The organism is Komagataeibacter rhaeticus, assembly GCF_011611525.1.
GTDB lineage: Bacteria > Pseudomonadota > Alphaproteobacteria > Acetobacterales > Acetobacteraceae > Komagataeibacter > Komagataeibacter rhaeticus.
Genome location: NZ_CP050139.1, coordinates 233,094 through 259,873 on the forward strand (window position 1 = coordinate 233,094; position 26,780 = coordinate 259,873).

Here is a 26,780-nt window from a genome sequence, read left to right on the forward strand (position 1 = left end):
GGGAACGTCATGTTTCGGAAAAACAATGATAACCGGCGCGGGATGGATACGGCAACCTGCCCCGCCGCCGGCTGGCCCGGTCCCCCCCCCGTGTGGTCAGCCCGCGGCGTCCAGCGCGCGCTGGCCGATGTCGTGGCGGTAGACGCCATCGGGCCAGTCGATTTTCCCTATGGCGGCATAGGCCCTGTCACGGGCCTGGGCCAGTGTGTCGGCCGTGGCGCATACGGCCAGCACGCGCCCGCCCGCCGCCACAAGCGCGCCGGCGGCATCCAGCTTCGTGCCCGCCTGGAACACGCGTACGCCCGGCACGGCCTCGGCCTCCGCAATGTTGCGGATGACCCCGCCAGTGACCGGCGTGCCGGGATAGCCGCGCGCCGCCATCACCACGCTTATGGCGGACTGGCTGGAAAAGCGGATGTCGGTGCGGGCCAGGTCTCCCTTCGCCACGGCGGCCAGCGCGGCCAGCAGGTCGCTTTCCAGCCGGATCAGCAGGGCCTGCGCCTCCGGGTCACCCAGGCGGACATTGTATTCGATCAGCTGCGGGCCGGACGGGGTCAGCATGAGGCCCGCGAAGATGATGCCGGTAAACGGCGTGCCCCGCCGCGCCATTTCACGCAGCATGGGACGTACCAGCAGGTCAAGGGCGGCTTCCTGCGCCGCGCGGTCAAAGCCCGTGGGGGGCGAGACCGCGCCCATGCCGCCGGTGTTGGGGCCGGTATCGCCATCACCAATGCGCTTGTGGTCCTGTGCCGCGCCGATCAGCACGGCGGTCTCGCCCGCGCAGAAGGCGAAGAGCGAGACCTCATCGCCGACAAGGCAGTCCTCGATCACCACGCTGTGGCCTGCCTGGCCCAGCGTGCCCCCCGTCATCATGTCGGTAATGGCCTGTTCGGCCTCGGCAACACTCTGGGCCACCACCACGCCCTTGCCCGCCGCCAGCCCGTCCGCCTTGACCACAACCGGCGCGCCATGGCGGCGTACGTAGTCCAGCGCGGGGGCGGCCGCGTCAAAGCGGGCCCAGCGTGCGGTGGGAATGCCCGCCGCGTCACACACTTCCTTGGTGAAGGTCTTGCTGCCTTCCAGCGCCGCCGCCGCCCGGGCGGGCCCCGCGCAGGCAATGCCGGCAGCCTTGCAGGCATCGGCAATGCCCGCCACCAGCGGGGCTTCGGGGCCGGGGACGACCAGATCGATGCGCTCGCGCCGTGCCAGCGCGATCAGGCCCGCCACGTCATCAGCCTTTACCGCGCAGTTGGTGCCCAGGGCGGCGGTGCCGGGATTGCCCGGCGCAATGAACAGGGCATCGAGCAGGGGAGAGCGCGCAATGGCAGCGGCCATGGCATGTTCCCGTCCGCCCGATCCAACCAGCAGCACCCGCATCACTCTGTTTCTCCCGTTTTTCATATCTGCCCTTTCGGGGTGGCCGTCTCTATCATACCTTGGGCGGATGGATGAACAGTTTCCCGACTCCGGCCGCGTCATGGGCGGCAATACGCCCGAATTCTCGGTAGCCGAGATTTCAGGCGCGATCCGCCGCACGCTGGAGGGCACGTTCGGCCGCATCCGCGTGCGCGGCGAGATTACGGAGTTCAAGCGCTACCCTTCCGGTCATCTCTATTTCTCGCTCAAGGACGAGGGGGGCAAGCTGTCCTCCGTCGTGTGGCGCGGGACGGTGTCGCGGCTGGGGCTGAAGCCGGAAAACGGGGTGGAGGTCATCGCCACGGGCAAGATTTCGGCCTATGGCGAGCGCTCGTCCTACCAGATGGTGATCGACCGGCTGGAATATGCGGGCGAGGGCGCGCTGCTGGCCCGCATCGAACGCCTGCGGCTGAGTCTGGCGGAGGAAGGGCTGTTCGATTCGGCACGCAAGCGCCCGCTGCCCTTCCTGCCGCGCGTGATCGGGGTGGTCACATCGGCGCAGGGGGCGGTGCTGCATGATATCCGCACCACCATCGCCCGCCGCTTCCCCCATCGCGTTCTGGTCTGGCCCGTGCCGGTGCAGGGGGACGGGGCCGCCGAACGGATTGCGCAGGCCATTGCCGGATTCGACAGGATTGAAGGGAGTCCGGCGCTGCCCCGCCCCGATGTGCTGATCGTGGCGCGCGGGGGTGGCTCACTGGAAGACCTGATGGCCTTCAATGACGAGGGCGTGCTGCGTGCCGTGGCCGCGTGCCGCATTCCGGTCATTTCCGCCGTGGGGCACGAGACGGATACCACGCTGGTCGATTTCGTATCCGACTGCCGTGCCCCCACGCCCACCGCCGCCGCCGAAATGGCGGTGCCGGTGCGCGCGGAACTGGAAGCGGCCCTGGCCCAGCGCGACGCGCGGCTGCGTGGCGGCCTCGGGCGCTGCCTGCAACTGGCGCGCGCGCGTCTGGACCGGGCGGCGGCGGGGCTGCCTGACCTGCCCGGTGTGGTGGAAAACGCGCGCAGGCGGCTCGATGACCTTGGCTACCGGCTGGACCTGGCACTGCCCGCGCGCGTGCACGCCATGCGGGGACGGTTGCAGAATGCGTCCGACCGGTTGCCGGCACCCCACATGCTCCTTGCGCTGCGCCGGGCGGATCTGGCCCGCGTTGGCACCGCCAGCCAGCAGGCGATGGGTGCCCTGCTGCGGCGACGGGAGGCGATACTGGCCGGTCTGCGTGTGCCGCCTGCGGTCCTGGTGTCGCAATTGCGCGCCAGCACCAGCCGCCTGGCGGGTACCGGCGGCAGGCTGGACGCGCTTTCTCCCCGGGCGGTGCTGGAGCGGGGCTACGTACTGGTGACCGACAGCGCGGGCAGGCCGCTTGCGCACGCGGCACAGGCCCGCGGGGCGCCGGAAGTGGTCATGACCTTTGCCGATGGCAAGGTGGCCGCCCGGCCGCTCGGGGAGGCATCACGCACGCAGGGGCTTCTGGATCTGTAATGCACATACCGGCAGGATACATGACAATACGCTTACGACTCTGCACCATCGGCGCGGCCGTGCTGCTGGCTGGCTGCGCGGCGCAGCCCGCGCGCCAGAAGCCGGACTCCGTCATCGCGGCACAGGCCACGACACCCGGCCGCATCCCGCCGCAGGACTTCGCCCCCGGCATGACGGGGGAGGAAACGGCGCCATCGGGCGTCGTGCTGACGAACGACCCCTCCGCTCCGGCCGATACGCCCCTGTGCGGCCATGCTGCGCGTGAGGCCAATGCCCTTGGCGCCACCGTCCACCCGGACATGACGCCTGCCGCCAGTCCCTGCGCCGCCAATGCCTGCCTGGACCCGCAGACCGGCACCTATATTGCCGATGACGGCAGCCGCAGGGTCTGCCGCTAGCGCATCCGGTTTCCGCCGTCCTGCATGGGTCATATGCCGGATGTGGGCAGGAACGCCCCATATTCCGATTGACTTGCCGCGCGGCGATGGTGGACCTTTGGCCCATCATGAACCTTCCCCCACCACCCGGCCCGGCAGGTGACCCGCAGGCGACGGTGCACATGTTTCCCCTCAAGCGCATGCTTTCCCTGCGTGAGGCGGCGGGACACCTGGGCATTACCGTACTGCGGCTGCGTGCCCTGCGCCTTGTCGGCGCGGGGCCGCATGCCGCCATGCGCAACAAGGGCGGGGTCATGTTCCGCATCGAGGATCTTGACGAGTATGTGGACGGCCTCTACCGCCGTGCCGACATCTCGCATACCGAGCAGGCCCGCCACCGCAATGCGTGGCGCGGGCGGGTCGCGGCCGTGCCGGAAGCGGCGCGTACCGGACTGACCGATTCCTTCATGCAGATCGTGACGCGCGACGAACTGCTGGAAAAAGGCGCGAACCGGGGTTTCCGCGTCCTGTTCCTGGGGGGGCTGTGCCTTATTTTCCTGTCCCATACACCGCTGATCTGGCGGCTGTAGGGCGGGCGGGGGCGCATTTCGTGGCAAATGCGCTTTTTTTGCCTGTGCGGGTATGTTCTTTCGCCATACGATCCGCTACGCAGAAACCACGATAGCGGAACAATAATGGATCGTATGATGACAGGTATGCGCAGCAGCATCATGGCCCGTACAGGTAAGGTGGGCCTGCGGGGCGCACTTTGCGGGCTGGCTCTTGCCCTTGCTCCGGCCCTTGCCATGGCGCAGGATGCCGGCGGTGGACAGCCCCAGCAGAACCCCATCCTGCCCATGCCGCCCGTGCCGGAATTCAAGCCGCTGCCCGCGGGCGCGCATCCGGCCGCGCCTGTTATCGGCATTTTCAACACCCAGCAGATCATGGCGCAGTCCACTGCCGTGCAGAAGCTGCAGACCGAACTGGGCGCCCGGCGCGAAGCGCTGGTGAAGGACGTGCGGGCCGAGGATGGCCAGCTTCAGGCGCTGCGCCAGTCCATCATCAAGGCAGGCAAGGCCCCCACGCCGGAGCAGCAGCAGGACCTGCAGAAGCGCGTGATGGCCGACCGCACCAAGTTCGGCAACCGCAACCGCATCCTTGAAGAGGACGCGCAGGTCGCCCTGAATCAGGTCCAGCGTGAAATGCAGCAGATTGTCAGCGCCATTGCCGCCTCACGCGGGATGACGCTGGTGCTGCAGGCCGGCACCGCCGCCCTGCACGACAACAGTCTTGATATCAGCGACCAGGTCGTAACCTACCTGAACCAGGCGCTGCCCACCGTCTACCTGCCCGGCCCGACGGAAGACCCCGAGGACATTGCCAAGAGCGGCAAGTATCCGGTCATGCCGTTCCAGCCTTCCGATAATGGTGGCGAGTAAACCGTTGTTTGGAAACAACGTGTTTATGACAGCATAAAAGTTTCCGGATGCCGCCTTTTTTCAAAAAAGGCGGCATTTTTTATGCTTTTTACAACAAGCTTCACCAAAAACTTTTTATGGGTACACGATATGCGTCAGGCCAGCAGGTCCGCCGTCAGCGCGCTGGTGGCCCTGATCGCATCGGCGGCCGACAGGCGTACCAGATAACCACGTTTTCCCCCGTTTATGATGACATGGGGCTGGTCCAGCGCTTCCCGCGCCAGTGCGGTCGTGACGCGCCTGCGCTGGCCAAAGGGGCTGATCCCGCCCACGTGGTACCCCGTGGCGCGCTCGGCATCCGTGGGGGGCATCATCTCGGCGGACTTGCCACCAAAGGCCGCCGCCACTTTCTTCATGCTGATCGTGGCTGCCACCGGCACCACCACGCAGGCGGGCTTGCGGTCCACCAGTACCATCAGCGTCTTGAAGACCCGGTCGGGATTTTCCCCGATGGAGGCGGCGGCATGGTTGCCGGTCTGCCCGGCGGTGGGGTCGTATTCATATTCCACCACGTCAAAGGCGATTCCCGCCTTTTGCAGTGCCGCGGTGGCGGGGGTTGCCCGGCTCATGTGCTGGCTTCCTGTACTGGTGCATCGGCATGAAGGCAGGCCCCCTGTGACTGGGGGCCAGGCAGGCATAGCCGCACGATATGGGGGGCGATGGCATCGGGGGCGGGCAGGCTGGTCATGTCCAGCGCGGGCATGGCCAGCCTGCGCAGGCGGGTGGCCACCATGCCGGGTTCAAACAGGTTGATGCGCAGCGGGCTGTGCGCGGGCAGTTCGCGCACCCATGTCCGTACAATGGCATCCTGTGCCGCGCGGGTGGCGGCAACCAGCCCCCAGAAGGGTTCCGGCGCGCGGCCATGGCGGTCGGTCAGGAAGACCGCCCGCCCCGCGGGTGCCCGCTCAAGCAGGGGGGCCAGCGTGCGGATCAGCCGCCATGTCGTCATGGGGCCTGCCTGCAGCCCGCGTTCCCAGTCCTGTGGCTGCAGGTGGACCAGTGGGGAGAGCACGCCCAGTTCACCCGCGCAGTGGACCGCGCAGTCCAGCCTGCCTTCCTGCGCCATGATGGAGGGGCCAAGTGTATCCACCCGGTCGCCGTCACCCAGATCCAGCGGCAGCAGGGTCGCCCCCTGTCCGGTATGCTGGCGGATCAGGTCATCGGTCTGTTCCAGCGCACCCTGCGTGCGGGCGGTGATGATGCAGCGCGCACCCGCCCGCGCCAGGGCCACGGCCACCGCGCGACCGATGCCACGGCTGGCGCCGGTAACCAGGGCCACGCGCCCGGCAAGCGGCGTGCCCGGCACGATGGTCATGCGGGTTCGGGGTGGTGTTCGGCTTCGTAATCAACCAGTTCGATCGGATAGTCGCCGGTAAAGCAGGCATCGCAGTAGCGGTTGCATGCATCCTTGCGGTCCTTGTAGCCCAGCGCGCGGTACAGCCCGTCAAACGAGATGAAGGCCAGGCTGTCCACCCCGATCAGCCTGGCCATTTCCTCCACATTATGCTGGGCGGCCAGAAGCTGGCTGCGTTCGGGCGTGTCGATGCCGTAGAAGCACGAATGCGTGGTGGGGGGGGAGGAGATGCGCATGTGCACTTCCTTCGCCCCGGCCGCGCGCACCATGTCGACGATCTTGCGTGATGTGGTGCCGCGTACGATGGAATCATCCACCAGCACCACCCGCTTGCCATCCAGCACCGGGCGGTTGGTGGAATGCTTCATCTTGACGCCCAGGTTGCGGATCTGGTCGGTCGGTTCGATGAAGGTGCGGCCCACGTAATGGTTGCGGATGATGCCCAGTTCGAACGGAATGCCGCTCGCGGCGGCAAAGCCCATGGCCGAGGGCACGCCTGAATCGGGCACGGGCACGATCACATCGGCATCCACCGCGCTTTCGCGCGCCAGTTCCACTCCGATCTGCTTGCGGGTGTCATACACGGCCTTGCCGTCCATGATGGAATCGGGGCGGGCGAAGTAGATGTATTCAAACACGCAGAAGCGTGACTGCCTGCTGTCGAAGGGCTTGAGCGAGCGGATGCCCTCGTCATTGATGATCACGATCTCGCCCGGTTCGACATCGCGCACGAACTCGGCGCCCACGATATCAAGCGCGCAGGTCTCGCTGGCCAGGACCCATCTGCCGTCCGAGCCATCTTCTTCCCGCAGGCGGCCAAGGATGAGCGGGCGCACGCCCAGCGGGTCCCGCACGCCAATCAGTTCATTGCGCGACAGCACGATCAGCGAATAGGCGCCCAGCACCTGCTTGAGCGCGTCGATCAGCCGGTCCACCACGTTGGAATACAGCGAAATGGCGATAAGGTGGATGAACACCTCGCTGTCGGTGGTGGACTGGAAGATGCACCCGCGCCGCACCAGTGCCTTGCGCAGGGTCTCGGCATTGGTCAGGTTGCCGTTATGGGCCACCGCCAGGCCACCGAATTCAAAATCGGCAAAGAGCGGCTGCACGTTGCGGATCAGCGTCGCACCCGTGGTGGCATAGCGGTTATGGCCCACGGCACAGGTGCCGGGCAGCGTGGCCATGACGCGTGAATCCCCGAATACGTCCCCCACCAGCCCCAGCCCCTTGTGGGTATGGAAGCGCGTGCCGTCATACGACACGATGCCCGATGCCTCCTGCCCGCGATGCTGGAGCGCATGCAGGCCGAGTGCCGTCAGCGCGGAGGCGTCATTGACGTTCCAGACGCCAAAGACTCCGCATTCCTCATGCGGCTTGTCATCATCATGCCGCCACTGGGCGGCGATATCATCACGTTCGTGCTGGGGGAGGGGCGTACCGGAAACAGCATGGAAGGTGGTGCGGGACATGATCAGCGATCTTTCCTTGACGGACGGAGGCGGCGGGTACCGACAGAAGGCTCAGATGGGCGCGTCATGCCGCGTCCGGGCGGGTTGCGCAAGGTGCGCGGGCAAGTTATCCGCCCCATGGGCGTTCAGGTAGGTCACACTGTTGCCAATAAGGGGCATGATCCGGCTCGATCGCATGACATCGGGCCATTCGGCTGCGGGCACCAGTGCCGTAATGCCCGCGTAAAGGATGACAAGGCAGATATAGCCACGCACGGCCCCGAACAGCAGGCCCAGGACGCGGTCCAGCCCCGACAGGATGGAACCCTGCACCGCCCGTCCCGAAAGATGGGCAGTCGTGGTGAAGATGACAAGAAGCACAAGGAACAGCACCGCGAAGGAGGCAAGGCCGGCCAGGGTGTGGCTGCTGATCCACTGCGTGGCATAGGGCATGAGCGCGCCATGCCAGGCCACCGCCAGGATGAAGGCCATGATCCATGCGGCCAGCCCCAGTATTTCGCGCGAGAACCCGCGAACCACACCCACCAGTGCCGAAAGCCCGACAATGATGGTGGCTGCTATGTCAATCCAGTTCATGCGTGCCAGACCGGAGGGGGCCGACAGGCATGTAACAGGCATGGACCCGGTCCATCGATCGCGACATTCCCTGCTGTTCCGCCTGCGGCCAGCTTATGCCACCGGCACGCCCCATAGCATAGGCCAAAAAGGGGCCTGTTGCGATTTGGTGGCGATACGGGCCGGCCCGCGTGGGCTCAGGGTAGTTTGGTGGTGCGGATTTTCCATGACCGCTTGCGCGCGGTGGCGGGCGTTGCACGGCGCCGGGTCATGTTCAGGCTCAGCAGCAGGTTGCCCATGCGGGTACGGCGGTCGAGTTCGGTCCAGACCTCTTCGGCATCGACACCCTGTTCGGCCCAGATCCGCAGCAGCTCGGCCAGTACGTCGGCACTGTGCGCCACCAGTCCCGCATGGTCGCGGGCAATCAGGTCCATCACGCATTCTTCCGCGGCACAGGTAAAGGCCCGCCCGGCGGCGTGGTGGTCATTGCCCGGCCCCGCCGTGGGCGCACGCGCCGCCATCCTGGCCTGAAGCGGGCCAAGTGCGGTAGTGGCGGTCAGCGCATCGGGGGCTTTTTCCGGCGCGGGGTGGGAGCGGGACATGCCGCGATGATGGACATTATTTCGCCCCCCGGTCAACCGGCCCCGCCGGGTGGCAGCCGCCCGCCCTCAGATCGAGAAATACTTGGCGTGCGGGTTCAGGATCACCAGTGCCGACGTTGACTGCTCGGGATGGAGCTGGAAGCCATCGGTCAGCGAGACGCCGATCCTTTCCGCATCCAGCAGCTTCAGGATCGGCTCCTGTTCCTCCAGCCGGGGGCAGGCGGGGTAGCCGAAGGAATAGCGCGAACCCCGGTAGCCCTGCTGGAGCAGTTTCGCCATGTCGCGGTCGTCCTCGGCGGCGAAGCCCATCTCGGCGCGGATGCGCTTGTGGGTGTATTCCGCCATGGCTTCCGCCATCTCCACCGACAGGCCATGCAGGTAGAGGTAGTCCTTGTAGCGATCCGCCTCGAACCATTCGCGCGCGCGGTCCGATGCATCCTGCCCCACGGTCACCACCTGCAGGCCGATCACGTCGCGCTGTGCATCGTCAATATCGCGCACGAAGTCCGCAATGCAGGCCCCGTCCGCGCGTGGCTGGCGGGGCAGGGTGAAGCGGGCGACCGCGTTCGTGCCGTCCTCGCCAAACAGCACCAGGTCGTTGCCCTCGCCCGCCGCCTTCCAGTAGCCGTAGCTGGCGCGGGGGTGCAGGATGTCCTGCTCCGCGCACAGCGCCAGCATATGGCGCAGCACCGGGCGCAGTTCCTTGCGCGCCCAGACCATGAAGTCATCCAGCGAGCGGCCCTGCTTACGGAAGCCCCACTGGAACTGGTAGAGCGAGCGTTCATTGAGGAACGGCAGCACCGCCTCCGGTGTCGCCTCCAGCACGCGCGGCCCCCAGAAGGGCGGGACCAGAACGGGTTCGTCCGCCGTCAGCTTTTCGCGCCGCGCGCGGGCGGCCGCCACGTCAACCGGGCCGAAGCCACGGGTTTCGGCGGCCTCGATATCCTGCGTGCGGCTGGTGCGCGTGGCCTTGCCCGCGCGGCGGGACTGGATGGCGGCAAGGTAGGTGTCGAACTCGCCCTGCACCACCTTGTCCATCAGCGACAGCCCGTCGAACGCATCACGCGCATAGGCCACCCGCCCGCCCTCGCCATAGGCTGCGGTGCAGTCTTCCTCCACGTAATTGCGCGTCAGCGCCGCACCGCCCAGCATCACGGGCACATCAAGGCCCTGGCGCTGCATTTCCTCAAGGTTTTCACGCATGATGACGGTGGACTTGACCAGCAGGCCGGACATGCCGATGGCATCCGCCTTATGCGCGCGCGCGGCCGCGATCATGTCCGCCACCGGCACCTTGATGCCAAGGTTGATCACCTGATAGCCGTTATTGGTCAGGATGATGTCGACCAGGTTCTTGCCGATATCATGCACGTCGCCCTTCACCGTGGCCAGCACCATGGTGCCCCGGGCCTGGCCTTCGGTGCGTTCCATGTGGGGTTCCAGCCACGCCACGGCGGCTTTCATCGTCTCGGCGGACTGGAGCACGAAGGGCAGCTGCATCTTGCCCGCGCCAAACAGTTCCCCCACCACCTTCATGCCATCGAGCAGCACGGTGTTGATGATGTCCAGCGGCGCCATGTCGCGCATGGCTTCCGCCAGATCGTCTTCCAGCCCCTTGCGGTCGCCGTCGACAATGCGGTCCTTCAGGCGTTCGGGGGCGGTTTCGGCCCGGGCCTTCTTTACCGCATCGGCGGCCTTGCGGTCGGCAAAGATTTCAAGGATGCGCTGTAGCGGGTCATAGCCTTCCGCGCGGCGGTCGAAGATCAGGTCCTCGGCCACCTTCACTTCCTCGGCGGGGATCAGGTGCAGCGGGCGGATTTTCGAGACATGCACGATCGCCGCCGTCATGCCCGCGCGCACCGCGTGGTCAAGGAAGACCGAGTTCAGAACCGCGCGTGCCGCCGGATTCAGCCCGAACGAGATGTTGGACAGCCCCAGCACGATCTGGATATCGGGGAAGCGTTCGCGGATCAGGCGGATGCCCTCCAGCGTCCATTCCCCCAGCTTGCGGTCATCTTCCGTGCCGGTGCCGATGGTGAATGTCAGCGGGTCGATCATCAGGTCGGATTGCGGCAGGCCATGCTTTTCACAGGCGAATTCGACCAGCCTTGTGGCAATGCGCAGCTTGTCTTCCGCCGTCTTGGCCATGCCCACCTCATCAATGGTGAGCGCAATGACGGAGGCACCGAACTTGCGCGCCAGCAGCATGCGCTCGGTGGCAATCGCCTCGCCATCCTCGAAATTGATGGAGTTGATGATCGGCTTGCCGCCATGCAGCTTCAGGGCCGCCTCGATCACCGGGGTTTCGGTGGAATCGATGACCAGCGGCGCGTTGACCGAGGATGTGAAGCGGGTCACGACCGCGTTCATTTCACGCATTTCGTCGCGGCCGACGAAGGCGGTGCAGATATCGAGCGCGTTCGAGCCTTCGGCCACCTGTTCGCGGCCCAGGGCCACACAGCCATCCCAGTCGCCTGCTTCCTGCAACTGCCGCCATTTTTTCGACCCGTTGGCGTTGCAGCGCTCGCCAATGGAGAAATAGCTGTTTTCCTGCCGCAGCGGCACCTGCGAATACAGGCTGGCGACCGACGGGATCCAGACCGGCCTGCGCGGCACGGGGGCGGGGCGGATGCGGCCGGTGCCCTCGGCGCGCTTACGGAGCATCTGGTCCAGCGCCTGCGTGTGCGGCGTCGACGTGCCACAGCACCCGCCAATCAGGTTCAGCCCGTCCTCGGTAATGAAGCGCTCGACCCAGCTTGCCATCTCGGCGGGTGTCAGCGGGTAATGCGTCGTGCCATTGACCAGTTCGGGCAGGCCCGCATTGGGCTGGACCGAGAGCAGGCCGGGCCAGTTCTCGGCCAGCCAGCGAACGTGTTCCGCCATTTCCTGCGGGCCAGTGGCGCAGTTCAGGCCCATCAGCGGCACATCCAGCGCGTTGATGACGGTGGCGGCGGCCGCAATGTCCGGGCCGACCAGCAGCGTGCCGGTGGTCTCGACCGTGACCTGCACGAAAATGGGGGTGTCCACGCCCATCTCGGCGCGTGCGATCTTCGCACCATTGACGGCGGCCTTGATCTGCAGCGTGTCCTGGCATGTCTCGATCAGGAAGCAGTCAACGCCGCCTTCGATCAGGCCCCGGCACTGTTCGGTCAGGCCCGCTTCCAGCGTGTCGTAATCGATATTGCCCAGCGAGGGCAGCTTGGTCCCCGGCCCGATGGAGCCGACCACATAGCGGTGGCGGCCATCGGCAAAGGTCTCGGCGGCCTCGCGCGCCAGATGGCCCGCCGTGCGGTTGATCTCACGCGCGCGGTCGGCCAGCCCGAATTCGGCCAGCGTTATGGGCGAGCCGCCAAAGCTGTTGGTTTCCACCATGTCCGCCCCGGCCTCGAAATAGCCGCGATGGATCTCGCGCACCAGTTCGGGGCGCGAGAGGTTCAGGATCTCGGTGCAGTTTTCCTGCCCCCAGTAATCGCGCTCGACCTCAAGGTCCAGAAGCTGCACGCGCGATCCCATCCCGCCATCACAGAGCAGGACCTGGTCGCGAAGGGCGTCGAGAAGATGGGGGCGAATGGTCATTGTTATCCTGAAATCTGCTGACAGGGGACAGGGCATACCCTGATGCCGTCCTGTATCCACGGCTGGCATGTTCGGGCCTGTCCGGCATGAGGGGACTATGCCGGGGGTTCCTTATTCCCTTAACTTCCGCCCTGTGTCCAGCACCCGTATCCCCTGCGCGGGCACGAAGGGCCGCAAGACGGCAAGGAGAAGGCGATGAGTGACGACCGGCGTATCATGCTGGAATTTCCTGCCAGCCCGGTGGGGCCGCCGCGCGGCGATACGCTGCTGGTGGTGGGGGCGGACCGGTTGCCGGCCGTCGTGTCGGGCTGGGCCGGGGTCGTGGCCGTGCCCGCCTCCACTGCCTTCGCCACGGCGGCGCACGGGGCGGGATGCGCGTGCTGCACGGGGCGCGGCGGGGGCGTTGCCGCCGTGCTGGCCGATGTTTTCCGCAGGCGGGCGACCGGCGCGCTGCCCTGGTTCGACCGCGTGGTCCTGGTCGCCCCGCCGGGGCAGGCGGGCGCGTGGCGCATGGCGCTGGAAAGGGATGTGCTGGTCACGGCCCGTTTTGCGCTGCAGCCCGCACCCGTGGGGTGAAAGACGGGGGCGTTAAGGAACATTTTGCTTTCTGTCCCTAGGCTCTGGCGTGTCAGCAAACACATGCAAAGCAAAGGGATGAAGTGGGCCATCCAGACCAATCAGAGGACCCATCGGCCAGCGGGCCGCAGGCGGCCCGCCCCGCGCCGGAACTGATCCGCCTGCAGGCGGTGCTGCGTGCGGCCCGTTTCCATGGCATCGACCTCGACATACGTGATTTTGCCGGTGAACCGGGCGAGGCCACGCCCTCCATCCCCGCCCTGGCGCGCTGGGTGGAGGAAAGCGGGGGCGCAACACAGGGCATGCACCTGCAATGGCGCGAACTGGTGCGCCTGCGCGACGTGCCGCCGGTCGCCCTGATGTTCGCCGATGGCTCGGCGGGGCTGATGGTGGGGGCGGATGACACCAATGGCGTGATCTGGCTGGTCGATCCCTTCGCCAGCCCCGACATGCCGCCCGTGGCGGTGGATGAACTGCGGCTGAACGCCGTGTGGACGGGGGATGTGCTGCTGGTGCGCGGCCGCCATGGCACGGGGCCGGCGGAGGAGCGCATCGACTTCGCCTGGCTGCGGCGGCTGGTGGCGGGGGAGCGCGTGCTGCTGCGCGACGTGGTCATCGCGTCCATGGTCATGAGCGTGCTGGCCATCTTCCCCCCGCTTATCGTCATGCAGGTGATCGACCGGGTGGTGAACTTCCATTCCCTGTCCACGCTCATTTCCCTGAGCGTGATGGTGACGGTCATGGCGTTTTACGAAATCCTGCTGGGCCATGCCCGGCGCGAGATCACGCTGGTGCTGACCACGCGGCTGGACACGCGCATCTCGCTTGCGGTCTTTGACCGCCTGCTGGCCCTGCCGCTGGAGTTTTTCGAGCGCGAGCAGGCGGGCAACGTGATCGGGCGTGTCAGCGCCATCTACAAGGTGCGCCAGTTCATGACCGGGCGGCTGCTCAGCACCTTTCTCGACCTGTTCACCCTGCTTGTGGTGCTGCCCTTCCTGTTCTGGCTCAGCGGGGCGCTGGCCTGGATGACGGTGGTGGCCGCCGCCCTGATCGGGCTGGTGATCCTGGTGGCCATGCCCACCATGGGGCGGCTCATGGGCAGGCAGGTCCGCGCCGAGATGGCGCGCAGTGCCGCGCTGTATGAAACGGTGGCCGGTATCCGCACGGTCAAGACGCTGGCGCTGGAGCCGGTGCGGCGCGCGGTATGGGACGAGCGGACCGCCGATGTGGTCGGGGCCTCGCTGGATTCGGGGCGCATGGGCAACTGGGTGTCCACCGCCGTCATGCCGCTGGACCTGTTCATCAATCGTGGCATCATCCTGATCGGCGCGTACCTGGCCATCACCTCCACCACGTCGGGCATGGAGGCGGGCGCGCTTATGGCGTTCATGATGCTGGGCAACCGGGTTGCGGCCCCGCTGGTCGGCATGGCCCGGCTGATCGATGACCTGAACGAGGTGCGCACCGCGCTGGCCGAGGCCGGTTCCGTGCTCAACCGCCCGACCGAAACCCGCGCGCTGACCACCGGCCTGCGCCCGCCCATCCATGGCGCGCTGTCCTTTGTGGATGTGGGCTTCACCTATCCCGGTGGCGCCACGCCCGCGCTGTCCGATGTCACCTTCAGCGTGCCCGCGGGCACCATGCTGGGACTGGTCGGGCGCAGCGGGTCGGGCAAGTCCACCATCACCCGGCTGCTGCAGGGGGTCAGCCGCAGCTATACCGGCCAGCTGCGGCTGGACGGGATTGACCTGCGCGAGATCAACCTGACCTACCTGCGCCGCTCCTGCGGGGTGGTGCTGCAGGACAATTTCCTCTTCCGTGGCACCATCCGCGACAACATCATAGCCGGCCGCCCCGGCCTGACGCTGGAGGATGTGGTCCGCGCCGCCCGCATGGCCGGCGCGGAGGAGTTCATCGAGCGCATGCCCGCGGGTTTCGATACCTGGATCGAGGAAGGTTCCACCAACATCTCCGGCGGTCAGCGCCAGCGTCTTGCCATTGCGCGCGCGGTGATTTCCGACCCGAAGCTCATGATCCTCGATGAAGCGACCTCCGCCCTCGATCCGGAAAGCGAGGCCGTGGTCAACGCCAACCTGCGCCATCTGGCGCAGGGGCGCACGATGGTCATCGTCTCGCACCGGCTTGCGTCCCTTGTGGCGTGTCACAGGATCTGCGTGATGGATCAGGGACGGGTGGCCGATATCGGCACGCATGACGAACTGCTGGCGCGCTGCGCCATCTACCGCACGCTGTGGCGGCAGCAGAACCGGCATATGGAAGGGGATGACGGCATCCCGCCACCGGACCATGCGCAGGGGGACGCGGCATGAACGGGCACGACCTTGTTCCCCCCACCCCAGATGATGGGGACGGGGAAGGCGCGGGCGGCATCCTGTCGGTACTGCCCCCGCCGGAAGCGGACATGCCAACCGACCTGCCGCCCGCGCTGCTGGCGTTCTATTCCCCCAGTGCGGCGCTGGTCGAACTGCCGCCATCCGACGCGGCGCGCTATGTGATCTGGCTGGTCGCGGCCCTTGCGGGCATGGGGCTTGCGGTCATGACGTTCTTCCCGCTGGACCGGGTGGTGAGCGTGAACGGCAGGCTGACCCCGTTTGACGAGACGATGGTCCTCCAGCCGCTGGAAACCTCCATCATCCGTTCGATCGAGGTGCATGAGGGCGATACCGTGCACAAGGGCCAGATCCTGGCCCGGCTGGACCCCACCATGACCGATGCGGACGTGAACAACCTGCGCCGGCAGGTCACGGCCTACCGTGCCGAGGTCGCGCGCCGCACGGCGGAAGCGGCGGGCCGGCCCTATGTGGCGGATGTAAGCGACCCCGCTTCGGTGCAGGAAGCGGCGGCCTACCTGCGCCGGCAGGCGGAATACAATGCCCAGATGTCCAGCTACGACCGGCAGGTGGCGGGATTGCAGAGCGAACTGCAGGGCTATGAGGCCAGCGCCGCCATGTATGCCGCCCGTGCGCGCGTGGCGCATGACGTGCAGGACATGCGCCTGCAGCTCCAGCACGAGCAGGTGGGCAGCCGCCTGTCCACGCTGGCGGCGCAGGATACGCTCATGGAGGTCACGCGCTCACAGGTTGCCGCCCGGCACGAGGCCGACAGCACCCGCGCCCGGCTGGACGCCATGAAGGCCCAGCGCGATGGCTACGCCAGCAACTGGCATGCCACCGTGTACCAGGACCTGGCACTGGCCCAGCACCGGCTGGCGGATGCCGATGGCAGCTACAGCAAGGCCATCTTGCAGCATGAACTCATCATCATGCGCGCCGACCGCGATGCGACGGTGCTCAGCATTGCCCATCTTTCGGCCGGTTCCGTCATCCAGGCGGCCAGCCCGCTGCTGACGCTGGTGCCGGCCGGCAGCCATCTGGACATGGAGGCCACGCTGCGCGGGGTGGATGCGGGCTACGTGCGGGCAGGGGATCATGCCCTGCTCAAATTCGCGGCCTTCCCCTACACCCAGTATGGCGGGGCGGAGGCATCCGTCCGCGTCATAAGCCCCGATTCGTTTGCACAGCCGGGTGACGGGCCGGGCGGCGGCGCCCAGCAGGGCAGCGCCCCGGGGGATTCGATGAATGCCTATTACCGGGTGCGCCTGTCCATTGACCGCTACACCCTGCACGGCGTGCCCGCCTTCTTCCATCCCCAGCCCGGCATGCCGGTGGAAGCCGATATCCATGTGGGGCGGCGGACCGTGATGCAATACCTGCTCAACCGCCTGATTCCCGCCGTGACCGACGGCATGCGCGAACCCTGACCGGGGTGTCCATGCGCAAGCTCCTGTCCGGCCTGCTGGATGGCATGACGCCTGCCGGCCGCTTCCGCCATGCCTGTCGCCTGCTGGAGGATGAAGGCCATTCGGCACGGGGCTTCGCCCGCCTCGGGCAGATGGCCGGGGCGGGCATGGTGGCGGCGCAGTACCAGGTGGCCCGTGCCTATCTGGAGGGCAGTGGCGTACCCCGCAGTCCGCTGGAGGGCGTGCGCTGGATGCATCGCGCGGCCAGCGCGGGCCATGTGGAGGCCTGTTTTTCCCTTGCCCTCATGCTGCTGGTTGACCCGCCGGGGCAGGGTGGGGCCGATGGCCTGCTGCCCGCTATGTGGCCCGATGGAATCACGGCATGGCCCGACCCGGTGGCCGCCGCCGGCTGGGCCGGGCAGGCGGCGCGGGCAGGGCTGCCCGATGCGCAGGCCCTGTACGGCTACCTGCTGGCCACCGGGCCGGACAGCGTGCGTAACCCGCAGGAAGCCGCGGCATGGTGCGCGCGCGCGGCACAGGCGGGCTGTCCGCAGGGGGATCTGGCGCTGGCGGTGACCCATCTGTCCGCGCCCGACCAGCCGCCGGGCAGCGACCCCGATGCGGTGGCGGCCCTGCTGCGGGCGGCGGAAAGCGGCCTGCCCACCGCGCAGTACATGCTGGGCCTGCTGAACGAACGCGGCTGGGGCATGGCGCGCAATACCGCCGGGGCCGAAGAATGGTACGCACGTGCGGCGGCCGGTGGCGTGCGCCCCGCGCAGGCGCGTTATGGTGTCATGCTGCTGCGCAACGGGGCGGACAGCCCGCGCGCCATCATGGCGGCGGAGACATGGCTGCGCCGCGCCGCCCTGGCGGGTGACCGGGAAGCCGCGGCCCTGCTGGGTGATCTGCATGCGCGCGGTGAGGCGGCCCTGCCCGGTGACCATGAGGCCGTGACCTGGTACCGCATGGCGGCCGAACACGGTCACGCCGTTGCCTGCCGCATGCTGGCCCTGCTTTATGTACAGGGGCGGGGGGTCGCGGCCGATCCGGCACAGGCGCGCCACTGGCTGGCGCGCGCGGCGGCACTGGGTGACGCAGCCGCCATGACCGACCTTGCCGCTACCCTGCTGCCCGAGGTTTCCCCCGGTACCGCGCCACCGGATGGAGTATGCATTGATTTCCGGCCCATGGCGCAGGCGGGCGACCCGGTCGCGGCCTTCAACCTGGCGGTCAGCCTGCACAGGGGCATGGGCTGCGCGCCCGATCATGCACAGGCGGCGGTGTGGATGGAACGCGCGGCCGGCGCGGGCGTGGTGAACGCGCAGTACTGGTACGGGCGCATGCTGCTTGCGGGCGAGGGCATGGTGGCCAGCCCGTCACAGGCCCGGTACTGGCTGGAACGCGCGGCCAGCCATGGTCTGCCCGAAGCCTGCATTGCCGCCGCCCAGATCCGGCTGGAAGGCCATGGCGGCCCACGCGACCACGCGGGCGCGCTGGCCCTCTATCACCGCGCGGCGGCGGCGGGCCGGGCAGAGGCCATGTTCTCCCTTGGGGCGATGTATGGCGGTGGCCATGACGTGGCCCCCGACCGGGCACAGGCACTGCACTGGTTCACGCAGGGGGCGCAGGCGGGCAATGCGCCCGCGCAGTTCATGCTGGGCCGCTATCTGGCCCGTGGGCTGGCAGGCCCGGTGGACATGGCGCAGGCCCGGTACTGGTTCGCGCAGGCCGCAGGGCAGGGAGTGGCGGCGGCCCGTGCCGCACTGGCCGGGATGGCGGTGGCGGATGGCCATAATGCCTGATGACCCGTGGGTACTCGCAGGCGACGGCGCCGTACCGGCCACATGCCTGCGCCATGCCCGTCATCTGGCGCGACAGGGCCAGCCCCTGCTGGCGCTGGCCTGGATGGAGCGCGCGGCCCGGCAGGCCCCCGATGACCCGCGCGTACGCTTCGCGCTGGCGGCCGCCCGGCTGGGGGCCGGTGATGGGGCGGGCGCGGCCGACGCGGCGGAGGCCGTGCTGGCCGGTCAGGAATCCCGTGCGGGGCTGCGCCTGCTGGTTCTGGCGTGCTGCATGGCGCGGGACTGGACGCGGGCGGTTCCGGTGCTGGAACGTTTCCTGACCGGCTACGGGTTCGACCCGGCGCTGTCCGTTGCGGCGGGGCTGGTCTGCCGGCATGCGGGCTGGCCGGGATGGTGCGCGCTGGATGCGCGGGGCACGCTGCACTGGGGTGGCCTGCCTGCGGGTTGCGTGCCCGATATATGGCTGGGGGGGCGGCCCTTTGCCGCTCCACGCCAGTCGGGAGCCTGTGCCATGGCGCTGCCCCGTAGCGGTTCTGGCGCGGTCGAGGTGCGCCATGCGGGGCAACTGCTGCTGGGGGGCAGGCCGGAGCGGACGGCCCTTGCACGCGTGGCCGGTGCCGTGCTGCCGGGTGACGATGGGCTTGCGGGCTGGGCCTGTCTGCCCGCGCAGCCCGAACGCGCGCCCGTGCTGTACCTGTGTGACGACAGGGGCAGGCGCGAACTGGCACTGCACCGGACGGAAGGGGCCGCGCATGGCAGCCCCGCCGGTCCCGCCATGCCGGTCTGGGGTTTTGACCTGAAATGGGATGAAATCGCGCCGCAGGGCAGCGTGCGCGTGACCTTTGCGGATGGGCGGGACCTGACCGGCTCCCCCCTGCCCGTGCGCCTGCCCCGCGCGCGGCCCGTGTTTCCCGCCATGCGGATGCGGGACAGGGCTGCCGCGCCCATGCCGCGCCCGGCGGGGCGCTGCCGGATCGTGGTGCCGGTCTATGCCGACTGCGCGGGCACGCTGGCCTGCCTGAAGAGCGTGATGGAGACATGCCTTGCACCGGATTGCGGCCCTGCGGTCGAGATCATGGTGGTGGATGACGCAACGCCCGATGCCGGTCTGGCCACCGCACTGGACGCACTTGCCGCACGGGGGCGGATCATCCTGCGGCGGCATGATGCCAACAGGGGCTATCCCGCCGCCATCAATACCGCGCTGGATGACGCGACGGGCATGGATGTCGTGCTGCTCAACAGCGACACGCTCGTCGCTCCCGGCTGGCTGGGGGAAATGCGGCGCGTGGCCTATGCGCGCGCCGATACGGGCACGGTCTCGCCATTGTCCAATGATGCCTCGATCCTGACATGGCCAGACCCGTCCCGTCCCGCGCCCCTGTCTGGCGGAATGGAGCGCGTGCGTGCCCTCATGGCCGCCAGCCTGCGCGCCAGCGGGGGCCGGGATGTCGAGATCCCCACGGCGCATGGCTTCTGCATGCTGATCCGCCATGACTGCCTGGCCCGCACCGGCCCGTTCCGGCCCGAACTGTATGGGCGGGGCTATGGGGAGGAAAATGATTTTTCCATGCGTGCCCGGCTGGCTGGCTGGCGGCACAGGGCGGCGCTGGGGGTATTCGTGGGGCATGTGGGGGGCGTCTCCTTTGGCGCGACGCGCAAGGCCCTGCAGCAGCGCAACCTATGGGTGCTGAACCGGCTGTTCCCCGGTTATGACGCGCTGGTGCAGGCCCATGTTGCCGCCGACCCGCTGGCGGCGGGGCGGTTGCGGCTGTCGCTGCTGGTCTGGCACCGGGCGGCGCGGCAGGCCGGCGTGAACGGGGCCGTGCTGCTGGTGACCCATGGGGGGGCCGGTGGCGTGGCCCGTGTCGTGGCGGCGCGGGCGCGGCGATGGGCGGCGGCGGGCCTGCTGCCGGTGGTGCTGGAGCCGGAAGACGGCGGCTTCCGCCTGCGTGATGGCAGGGAGGATGCGCCCTGTCCCCCGCTGCGTTTTGCATGGCCCGCGCAGGCTGGTGTGCTGGTCACGTTCCTGCAGGCGCTGGACCTGCGGCAGATCGAGATTCACCACCACATGGGCCATGGCCCGCGGGCGCGTGAACTGTGTGCGATGCTGGGCGTGCCCTATATGGTGCATGTGCATGACTATGCCGGGATCTGCCCGCGCGTGACGCTGGTGGGACCAGCGGGGCGCTATTGTGGCGAGCCGGGCCCTGCCGCCTGCCGTGCGTGTGTGGGCAGCCTTGGCTCGCTGGTGGGGGAGACGGATGTGGCCCGCCTGCGGCGTGATACGGCGCGCGAACTGGCCGGCGCCCGGCATGTGGTGGTCCCGTCCGCCGATGTGGCGACGCGGCTGGCGCGTTATTTCCCTGCCGTCCCCTGTCATGTCGCGGCGCTGGAGGATGACCGTCCCGATCAGTCCCTGCGCCAGTTTGCCGCCGCTGTCACCACGGCGCCTGCTTCCGGCCTGCCGCCGCCCACGGGCCGGTACCGCGTGGTGGTGGCGGGCGGAATCGGACCGGAAAAGGGACATGGCGTGCTGCTTGCCGCCGCACGCGATGCGCGGGTGCGGGATCTGGCGCTGGAATTCGTGGTGGTGGGCCATACCTCGGACGACGCACCCCTGCTGGAAACCGGACGGGTGTTCATGACCGGCCCGTACGGGCCGGCGGACGCGATCGGCCTGCTGCGCGGCTGCGGGGGGCATGTCGGTTTCGTGCCCTCCGTCTGTCCCGAGACATGGTGTTTCACCCTGACGCAGCTGTGGCGTGCGGGCCTGCGCGGTGTGGCCTTTGACCTGGGTGCCGTGGCCGCGCGTATCCACGCCACGGGGCGGGGGACCTGTGTGCCGCTGGGGCTGCCCGTTCACCAATTGAATACGTTTTTGCTGTCTTATGCCCGGCAAGCGTGTTCCTGATGACCATAGAAGAGGCCACCCGTCTTGACCCCTGCCATCCCTGTCGGCCCGCGTGCCCTGTCGCCCTTCCATGTGGGGAGGGGATGATGGAAACCGAACCGGCCCCCATGCCCCGCGCGCAGGCGGGTGGTATCCAGGCGACTGCCCGGCTCATGCGGCTGGAAGCGGGCACATACTGCATTTTCCATGCGCCCGGCCCCCTGCCGGGTGCATGCGGGCCGCTATCGGGCATGCGGATCAGTCCGCCACCGGGTGAAAGCGGGGTGCGGGTGAGTACATTCGATGCCGATGGCTGGATTGGCAGCCAGAACGGCGCGGCGCTGGTGCGGGTACCGCCTCCCGGTGGGGTTGTGCTGGTCACGACCTACCACGCGGAGGAAGCGCCCGAACTGCCGGGGTTGCAGGTGGTCCGTCTGGGGAATGGCGCATCCGCGCCCGCGTCCCGTGCCCCCGTGCCCGTCAGGGCGGCGGTGCAGGCCGAAGCCGGCAGCATGGTGGCCCATATCCAGCGCCGGGGCGACGTAAAGGCGCCGCTGGGGGCATGGATGGGCAGAAGTGGCAGTGGCCAGTGGCTGGAAGGGTTCATGATCAGCCCTGCCAGCGGCCTTGCCGCGTCCGATATCGAATATCAGGCCATACTGGGGCAGGACTGGTATTCACCCTGGGTGGAAGGTGGCCAGTATTGTGGCAGTCGTGGCATGGCGCTGCCGCTGCTGGGGCTGCGCGTGCGCCTGAAGGCGGCGGTGGCCGAAAGCCTTGCCTGTCGCGTCGAGGCCAGTTTTACCGATGGAACCCGTCTGGGCCCGGTGGAGGACGAGCCGCTTATGGCCACCACACGCGCCCCGCTGGAAGCCTTCCGTATTGAAATCGTGCCGCGGGCCAGTGGGGAACAACAGCCCGTGCCATCCGATAACGCGGCCGAGGACAGCCTGCTGGCCGCCTGCGCCGGGGCCGATGCACAGGCCCCGGCACCGGGCCGGGGGCGGCGTGGCAGGCGTGGCCGTCCGGCCAGGCTTCCGGCACGGCAGGAAGCGCGGCCCGGTGCGTCGGGTATGCAGGCCGGAACCCCGCAAGGGGAGGACATCGTGCCCGCAGAGGCGGGGGAAGCCGCCGCGACAGGGAAGGGGGACGCAAAAAAGGCCGCGGCCTCCCCTGTCGTGCCGTGGTGGAACCGCAGGCCTGAGCGGGCTGGCGCCGGTTCCCCCCCACCAGTCCCCGCGTCGGGCCGTAGGGGCAAGGCTGCCCGCCGGCCCCGTGACCGGGCGGATGCGTGAGTGCGGGCGCGCGCACCGGGGCGGTACGGGCCGTGCCGGGTATGAAATACCTGTTCGTGCACCAGAATTTTCCGGCCCAGTTCGTGCATCTGCTGCGTGACCTGTGCGCGGGGAGCGGCAACGAGATTGTTTTCATAAGTGAATCGGGGCGTGCGCAGATGGCGGGCGTGCGGCGCGTTGCCTACCGCATGCCCCCGGCCCCGCGCGCGCCGGGTCCCGCCCCGGTAGCGGAACTGGCGCGTGGCATGCAGCGCGCGGCCGAAGTGGCGCGTGCGGCGCGCACGCTGCGCGGTCTGGGTTATGTGCCCGATATCATCATCGGCCACCATGGCTGGGGCGAGATGCTGGAACTGGCCGATGTCTATCCCGGTGTGCCGATGCTGGGCTATTACGAATTCTTCTATCATCCCACCGGGCTGGATGTGGGGTTCGACCCCGAATTCGCCCCCGGGCCGGACGTGGCCCCGCTGGTCCGTGCGCGCAACACGCTCAACCTGCTGGCCCTTGCCGGTCCCGGCTGGGGGCATACGCCCACCCGCTTCCAGCGCGACACCTATCCCGACTGGGCGCGGGCACGCCTGACCTGCCTGCCCGAAGGCGTGGACCTGAACCGCTGCGCGCCCGACCCGCAGGCGCGCAGGCGGGTCTTTACGCTGGGGGATATTGAAATCCTGCCCACGGAAAAGCTGGTTACCTATGTTGCGCGCGATCTGGAACCCTATCGTGGCTTCCATGTGTTCATGCGCGCGCTGCCCCGTATCCTGGCCGGGCGGCCGGATGCGCGGGTGGTCCTGGTGGGGGGGGATGGTGTCAGCTATGGCGGCCGTGCGCCGGGTGGCGGCTCATGGCGGGAGCATATGCTGGCTGAACTGAAGGGGCGGATCGATCCCGCGCGCGTCCATTTTGCGGGGCGGGTGGGGTATGACCGTTTCTGCCGGCTGCTCCAGCGCTCGGACGCGCATGTGTACCTGACATACCCGTTCGTGGTGTCATGGTCGCTGCGTGAAGCCATGGCGTGTGGCTGTGCCATCGTGGCCAGCCGGACCCCGCCGGTGGAGGAATTCCTGCAAGATGGCCGGACGGCGCGGCTGGTCCCGTTCCTTGACCCGCACCGTATCGCCGATGGCGTGCTGGAACTGCTGGAGGACGGACGGCTGGCCCGCAGGCTGCGCGTCAATGTGCGCAGGCAGGCGGAACGCACGCTGGACATGGGCAGCTACATGGCGCGCTATCATGGCCTGATCGGCCGGCTTGTGGCCGGTGGCGGGCATGTGGCCCTGCGCGGTGTGGCATGATTACCCGGCGTCATCCCGCATCCGGCCGGCCGGGCGGGCCGTCATGCCCCGTGGGGCGTCAGGAAACCGCCAGCCCGGCAGGGCCCGGGCGCTGCCATCCGTCGGGACAGGGGCAGCACCCGGCCGTTCTGCCGTTTTTTATGAAGCCAATGTTTTCGGGCAGGCCCTTACTTGCCGGCCACGGCCTTGATGGACTCAACAATGATCTCGCCTGCGACATTCTTGTCGGCCCAGCCGGACACCTTGACCCACTTGCCCTTTTCCAGATCCTTGTAGCGGGTGAAGAAGTGCTCGATCTCCTTCAGCACGATCTCGGGCAGGTCTTCCAGCTTCTCCACCTTGGAATAGTATGGGTGCACCTTGTCGTGGGGTACGCAGATGATCTTTTCATCCTGTCCGCTCTCGTCTTCCATCCGCAGCACGCCAATGGGGCGGGCACGCACCACAACGCCGGGCACGACGGCGGCGGGCATCAGCACCAGCGCGTCGGTCGGGTCGCCATCGGCGGCCAGGGTGTTGGGAATGAAGCCATAGGCAGCGGGATAGACCATGGGCGTGAACAGGATGCGGTCCACCACCAGTGCGCCGCTGTCCTTGTCGATCTCGTATTTGACGCCTGAACCCTGCGGGATCTCGATCACGACGTTGATGTCGTTGGGTACGTCCTTGCCGGGGGAAATCTTCGATACGTCCATTGCTGTTCAGGCCTCCTGCTGCCTGTGTGTGCGTTAAGGGCCACCCCGAAGCGTGGCGGCGTGATTTAACGGGGAATGACCGTATAGCTCCCCCCGTTTCCTGTGCAAGTCATGTTCCGTGGCATGGACCCCGACCATGAGCCAGATCATGAACCTGTTTTTTTTATGGCAATGCCGCCTCTGGCGCGGAAAAAATTACGTGGAAAAAAGCATGTGGATCTTGCCAAATCCCTCCACATGCGCGAGATCAGGGGCTGCCTGCGCGCCCGTAGCTCAATTGGTTAGAGCGGGCCGCTCATAACGGCTTGGTTGCGGGTTCAAGTCCTGCCGGGCGCAGGCAGGCTCTTTGCATGCAGTACCCGCACGCGCGCCCGACCATGCCGTGCGGATGACCTGCCCACTTCCTCATTGATCAGGAGCCGACCGTCATGGCCGCCACGCAATATGTCTATGTGATGAAGGACCTGACCAAGGCGTATCCGGGTGGGCGTGAGGTCTTCAAGGGCATTACCCTGTCCTTCCTGCCGGGCGTGAAGATTGGCGTGCTGGGTGTGAACGGCGCGGGCAAGTCCACCCTGCTCAAGATCATGGCGGGCGTGGAAAAGGAATTCGGTGGCGAGGCCTGGGCCGCCGAAGGCGCGCGCGTGGGCTACCTGGAGCAGGAACCCAAGCTGGATGAAAGCCTGACGGTTGGCGAGAACGTGGCGCTGGGCTTTGGCGCGCTGAAAAAGGCCGTGGACCGCTTCAACGAGATCTCGATGAAGTTCGCCGAACCCATGTCCGATGACGAGATGAACACCCTGCTGGCCGAACAGGCCGAACTGCAGGAAGTGATCGATGCCGGCGACGGCTGGGAACTGGACCGCAAGCTGGAGATCGCGCTCGAGGCCCTGCGCTGTCCGCCCGCCGACAGCCCGGTGGACAAGCTTTCCGGTGGTGAGCGCCGCCGTGTGGCGCTGTGCCGCCTGCTGCTGGAAAAGCCCGACCTGCTGCTGCTGGATGAGCCGACCAACCATCTGGATGCGGAAAGCGTGTCATGGCTGGAAAAGACCCTGCGTGACTACGAAGGCACCGTGATGGTCATTACCCATGACCGTTACTTCCTTGATAACGTCACCAACTGGATCCTTGAGCTTGAGCGTGGCCGGGGCTATCCGTTCGAGGGCAATTACTCCTCCTGGCTGACCCAGAAGCGCAAGCGCCTGGCGCAGGAAGAAAAGGAAGAAAGTGCCCGCCAGCGCGCCCTTGCCGCCGAGCAGGAATGGATCGGCTCCTCCCCCAAGGCCCGTCAGGCCAAGAGCAAGTCCCGTATCGCGCGGTATGAGGAAATGCTGGCCCAGAATGCCGAGAAGTCCGGTGGTGTGGCCGATATCGTCATCCCGCCCGGCCCGCGTCTGGGGGGCACCGTGATCGAGGCGCAGGACCTGCGCAAGGGCTTCGGCAACCGCCTGCTGATCGATGACCTGAACTTCAAGCTGCCGCCTGGCGGCATCGTGGGCGTGATCGGGCCGAACGGCGCGGGCAAGTCCACCCTGTTCAAGATGATCATGGGGCAGGAAACGCCCGATGGCGGGTCGCTTACCATCGGTGAGACGGTCAAGCTGGGCTATGTGGACCAGTCGCGCTTCAGCCTGGATGACAACAAGACCGTGTGGGAGGAAATCTCCGGCGGGACGGATGTCATCTATCTGGGCAAGCGCGCCGTGCCGTCGCGTGCCTATGTCGGTGCCTTCAACTTCAAGGGGCCGGACCAGCAGAAGAAGGTGGGCGTGCTGTCGGGTGGTGAGCGCAACCGCGTGCACCTGGCCAAGATGCTGCGGCAGGAAAGCAATGTCATCCTGCTGGATGAGCCGACCAACGACCTGGATGTCGATACGCTGCGCGCGCTGGAGGAGGCCCTGGCCGAATTCGCGGGCTGTGCGGTGATCATCAGCCATGACCGCTGGTTCCTTGACCGTCTGGCCACCCATATCCTTGCCTTTGAAGGCGACAGCCACGTTGAGTGGTTCGAAGGCAACTTCCAGGCGTATGAGGAAGACAAGCGCCGCCGCCTTGGCCCGGATGCGACCGAACCCAGCCGGATCAAGTACCGCCCCATCGAACGCTGATTCCATTTGCCATCCGGAATGTTATCTGTCTCAATAA

At 67.5% G+C, this 26,780-nt stretch carries 20 protein-coding genes and 1 tRNA gene; 13 read left to right on the forward strand and 8 right to left on the reverse strand.

What is annotated here, in order from left to right; genetic code table 11:
• Window positions 1–96: 96 nt before the first annotated feature.
• On the reverse strand, window positions 97–1,377 hold the full coding sequence (gene purD / locus GWK63_RS01040) for a phosphoribosylamine--glycine ligase (RefSeq protein ID WP_034926990.1): 1,281 nt from the start codon (window positions 1,375–1,377) through the stop codon (window positions 97–99).
• 67 nt (window positions 1,378–1,444) lie between these two features.
• Here purD and xseA point away from each other — a divergent pair, with 67 nt between their 5' ends.
• The 4 genes from xseA to GWK63_RS01060 all read left to right on the forward strand — a co-directional run bounded on the left by xseA (window position 1,445) and on the right by GWK63_RS01060 (window position 4,721).
• Window positions 1,445–2,905: an exodeoxyribonuclease VII large subunit gene (gene xseA, locus GWK63_RS01045; RefSeq protein ID WP_007396982.1), complete on the forward strand. Its 1,461-nt coding sequence runs from the start codon at window positions 1,445–1,447 to the stop codon at window positions 2,903–2,905.
• A 20-nt stretch (window positions 2,906–2,925) separates the two neighbouring features.
• Window positions 2,926–3,303, forward strand: coding sequence for a hypothetical protein (locus GWK63_RS01050; RefSeq protein ID WP_223846604.1), 378 nt, complete (start codon window positions 2,926–2,928; stop codon window positions 3,301–3,303).
• Between the two features lie 161 nt (window positions 3,304–3,464).
• Window positions 3,465–3,872, forward strand: coding sequence for a hypothetical protein (locus GWK63_RS01055; protein ID WP_034927271.1), 408 nt, complete (start codon window positions 3,465–3,467; stop codon window positions 3,870–3,872).
• A gap of 126 nt (window positions 3,873–3,998) precedes the next feature.
• On the forward strand, window positions 3,999–4,721 hold the full coding sequence (locus GWK63_RS01060) for an OmpH family outer membrane protein (protein WP_034926996.1): 723 nt from the start codon (window positions 3,999–4,001) through the stop codon (window positions 4,719–4,721).
• 134 nt (window positions 4,722–4,855) lie between these two features.
• Here the strand turns inward: GWK63_RS01060 and ybaK are convergent, their stop codons facing one another.
• The 6 genes from ybaK to metH form a co-directional block, all read right to left on the reverse strand.
• Complete coding sequence (ybaK, locus tag GWK63_RS01065) at window positions 4,856–5,329, reverse strand: Cys-tRNA(Pro) deacylase (protein ID WP_007396978.1); 474 nt, start codon at window positions 5,327–5,329, stop codon at window positions 4,856–4,858.
• On the reverse strand, window positions 5,326–6,075 hold the full coding sequence (locus GWK63_RS01070; protein WP_007396977.1) for an SDR family NAD(P)-dependent oxidoreductase: 750 nt from the start codon (window positions 6,073–6,075) through the stop codon (window positions 5,326–5,328). The genes ybaK and GWK63_RS01070 overlap by 4 nt, the downstream gene beginning before the upstream one ends.
• Window positions 6,072–7,586 (reverse strand): amidophosphoribosyltransferase, encoded by a 1,515-nt coding sequence (gene purF, locus GWK63_RS01075; protein WP_007396976.1) that lies wholly within the window; start codon window positions 7,584–7,586, stop codon window positions 6,072–6,074. The genes GWK63_RS01070 and purF overlap by 4 nt, the downstream gene beginning before the upstream one ends.
• Window positions 7,587–7,637: 51 nt before the next feature.
• Window positions 7,638–8,204, reverse strand: a complete 567-nt coding sequence (locus tag GWK63_RS01080; RefSeq protein WP_007396975.1) for a CvpA family protein — start codon at window positions 8,202–8,204, stop codon at window positions 7,638–7,640.
• 134 nt (window positions 8,205–8,338) lie between these two features.
• The gene (locus GWK63_RS01085) at window positions 8,339–8,743 is read right to left on the reverse strand and encodes a phosphoribosyl-ATP pyrophosphatase (protein WP_034927005.1); all 405 of its coding nucleotides are present in this window, start codon (window positions 8,741–8,743) and stop codon (window positions 8,339–8,341) included.
• Window positions 8,744–8,809: 66 nt separating this feature from the next.
• On the reverse strand, window positions 8,810–12,319 hold the full coding sequence (gene metH / locus GWK63_RS01090) for a methionine synthase (protein ID WP_039998487.1): 3,510 nt from the start codon (window positions 12,317–12,319) through the stop codon (window positions 8,810–8,812).
• Window positions 12,320–12,514: 195 nt separating this feature from the next.
• Between metH and GWK63_RS01095 the strand changes: the two genes are divergently transcribed.
• The 7 genes from GWK63_RS01095 to GWK63_RS01125 all read left to right on the forward strand — a co-directional run bounded on the left by GWK63_RS01095 (window position 12,515) and on the right by GWK63_RS01125 (window position 23,940).
• Window positions 12,515–12,895, forward strand: coding sequence for a P-loop NTPase family protein (locus tag GWK63_RS01095; RefSeq protein ID WP_007396972.1), 381 nt, complete (start codon window positions 12,515–12,517; stop codon window positions 12,893–12,895).
• An 83-nt stretch (window positions 12,896–12,978) separates the two neighbouring features.
• The gene (locus tag GWK63_RS01100; protein ID WP_007396971.1) at window positions 12,979–15,225 is read left to right on the forward strand and encodes a peptidase domain-containing ABC transporter; all 2,247 of its coding nucleotides are present in this window, start codon (window positions 12,979–12,981) and stop codon (window positions 15,223–15,225) included.
• Window positions 15,222–16,676: an HlyD family type I secretion periplasmic adaptor subunit gene (locus tag GWK63_RS01105; protein ID WP_007396970.1), complete on the forward strand. Its 1,455-nt coding sequence runs from the start codon at window positions 15,222–15,224 to the stop codon at window positions 16,674–16,676. The genes GWK63_RS01100 and GWK63_RS01105 overlap by 4 nt, the downstream gene beginning before the upstream one ends.
• Before the next feature lie 11 nt (window positions 16,677–16,687).
• Complete coding sequence (locus GWK63_RS01110) at window positions 16,688–18,457, forward strand: tetratricopeptide repeat protein (protein WP_039998486.1); 1,770 nt, start codon at window positions 16,688–16,690, stop codon at window positions 18,455–18,457.
• On the forward strand, window positions 18,450–21,371 hold the full coding sequence (locus GWK63_RS01115) for a glycosyltransferase (protein WP_050800540.1): 2,922 nt from the start codon (window positions 18,450–18,452) through the stop codon (window positions 21,369–21,371). Before GWK63_RS01110 ends, GWK63_RS01115 begins: the two co-directional genes overlap by 8 nt.
• A gap of 83 nt (window positions 21,372–21,454) precedes the next feature.
• The gene (locus GWK63_RS01120) at window positions 21,455–22,645 is read left to right on the forward strand and encodes a hypothetical protein (protein WP_039998485.1); all 1,191 of its coding nucleotides are present in this window, start codon (window positions 21,455–21,457) and stop codon (window positions 22,643–22,645) included.
• A 41-nt stretch (window positions 22,646–22,686) separates the two neighbouring features.
• The gene (locus GWK63_RS01125) at window positions 22,687–23,940 is read left to right on the forward strand and encodes a glycosyltransferase family 4 protein (protein ID WP_007396966.1); all 1,254 of its coding nucleotides are present in this window, start codon (window positions 22,687–22,689) and stop codon (window positions 23,938–23,940) included.
• Window positions 23,941–24,107: 167 nt separating this feature from the next.
• Here GWK63_RS01125 and ppa read toward each other — a convergent pair whose 3' ends face one another.
• Window positions 24,108–24,635, reverse strand: a complete 528-nt coding sequence (gene ppa, locus GWK63_RS01130; protein ID WP_034927021.1) for an inorganic diphosphatase — start codon at window positions 24,633–24,635, stop codon at window positions 24,108–24,110.
• A 262-nt stretch (window positions 24,636–24,897) separates the two neighbouring features.
• On the opposite strand from ppa, the gene GWK63_RS01135 reads away from it, so the two are divergent.
• Window positions 24,898–24,971 (forward strand) — tRNA-Ile (locus GWK63_RS01135).
• A gap of 92 nt (window positions 24,972–25,063) precedes the next feature.
• Window positions 25,064–26,743: an energy-dependent translational throttle protein EttA gene (gene ettA / locus GWK63_RS01140; protein WP_007396962.1), complete on the forward strand. Its 1,680-nt coding sequence runs from the start codon at window positions 25,064–25,066 to the stop codon at window positions 26,741–26,743.
• Window positions 26,744–26,780 lie beyond the last annotated feature (37 nt).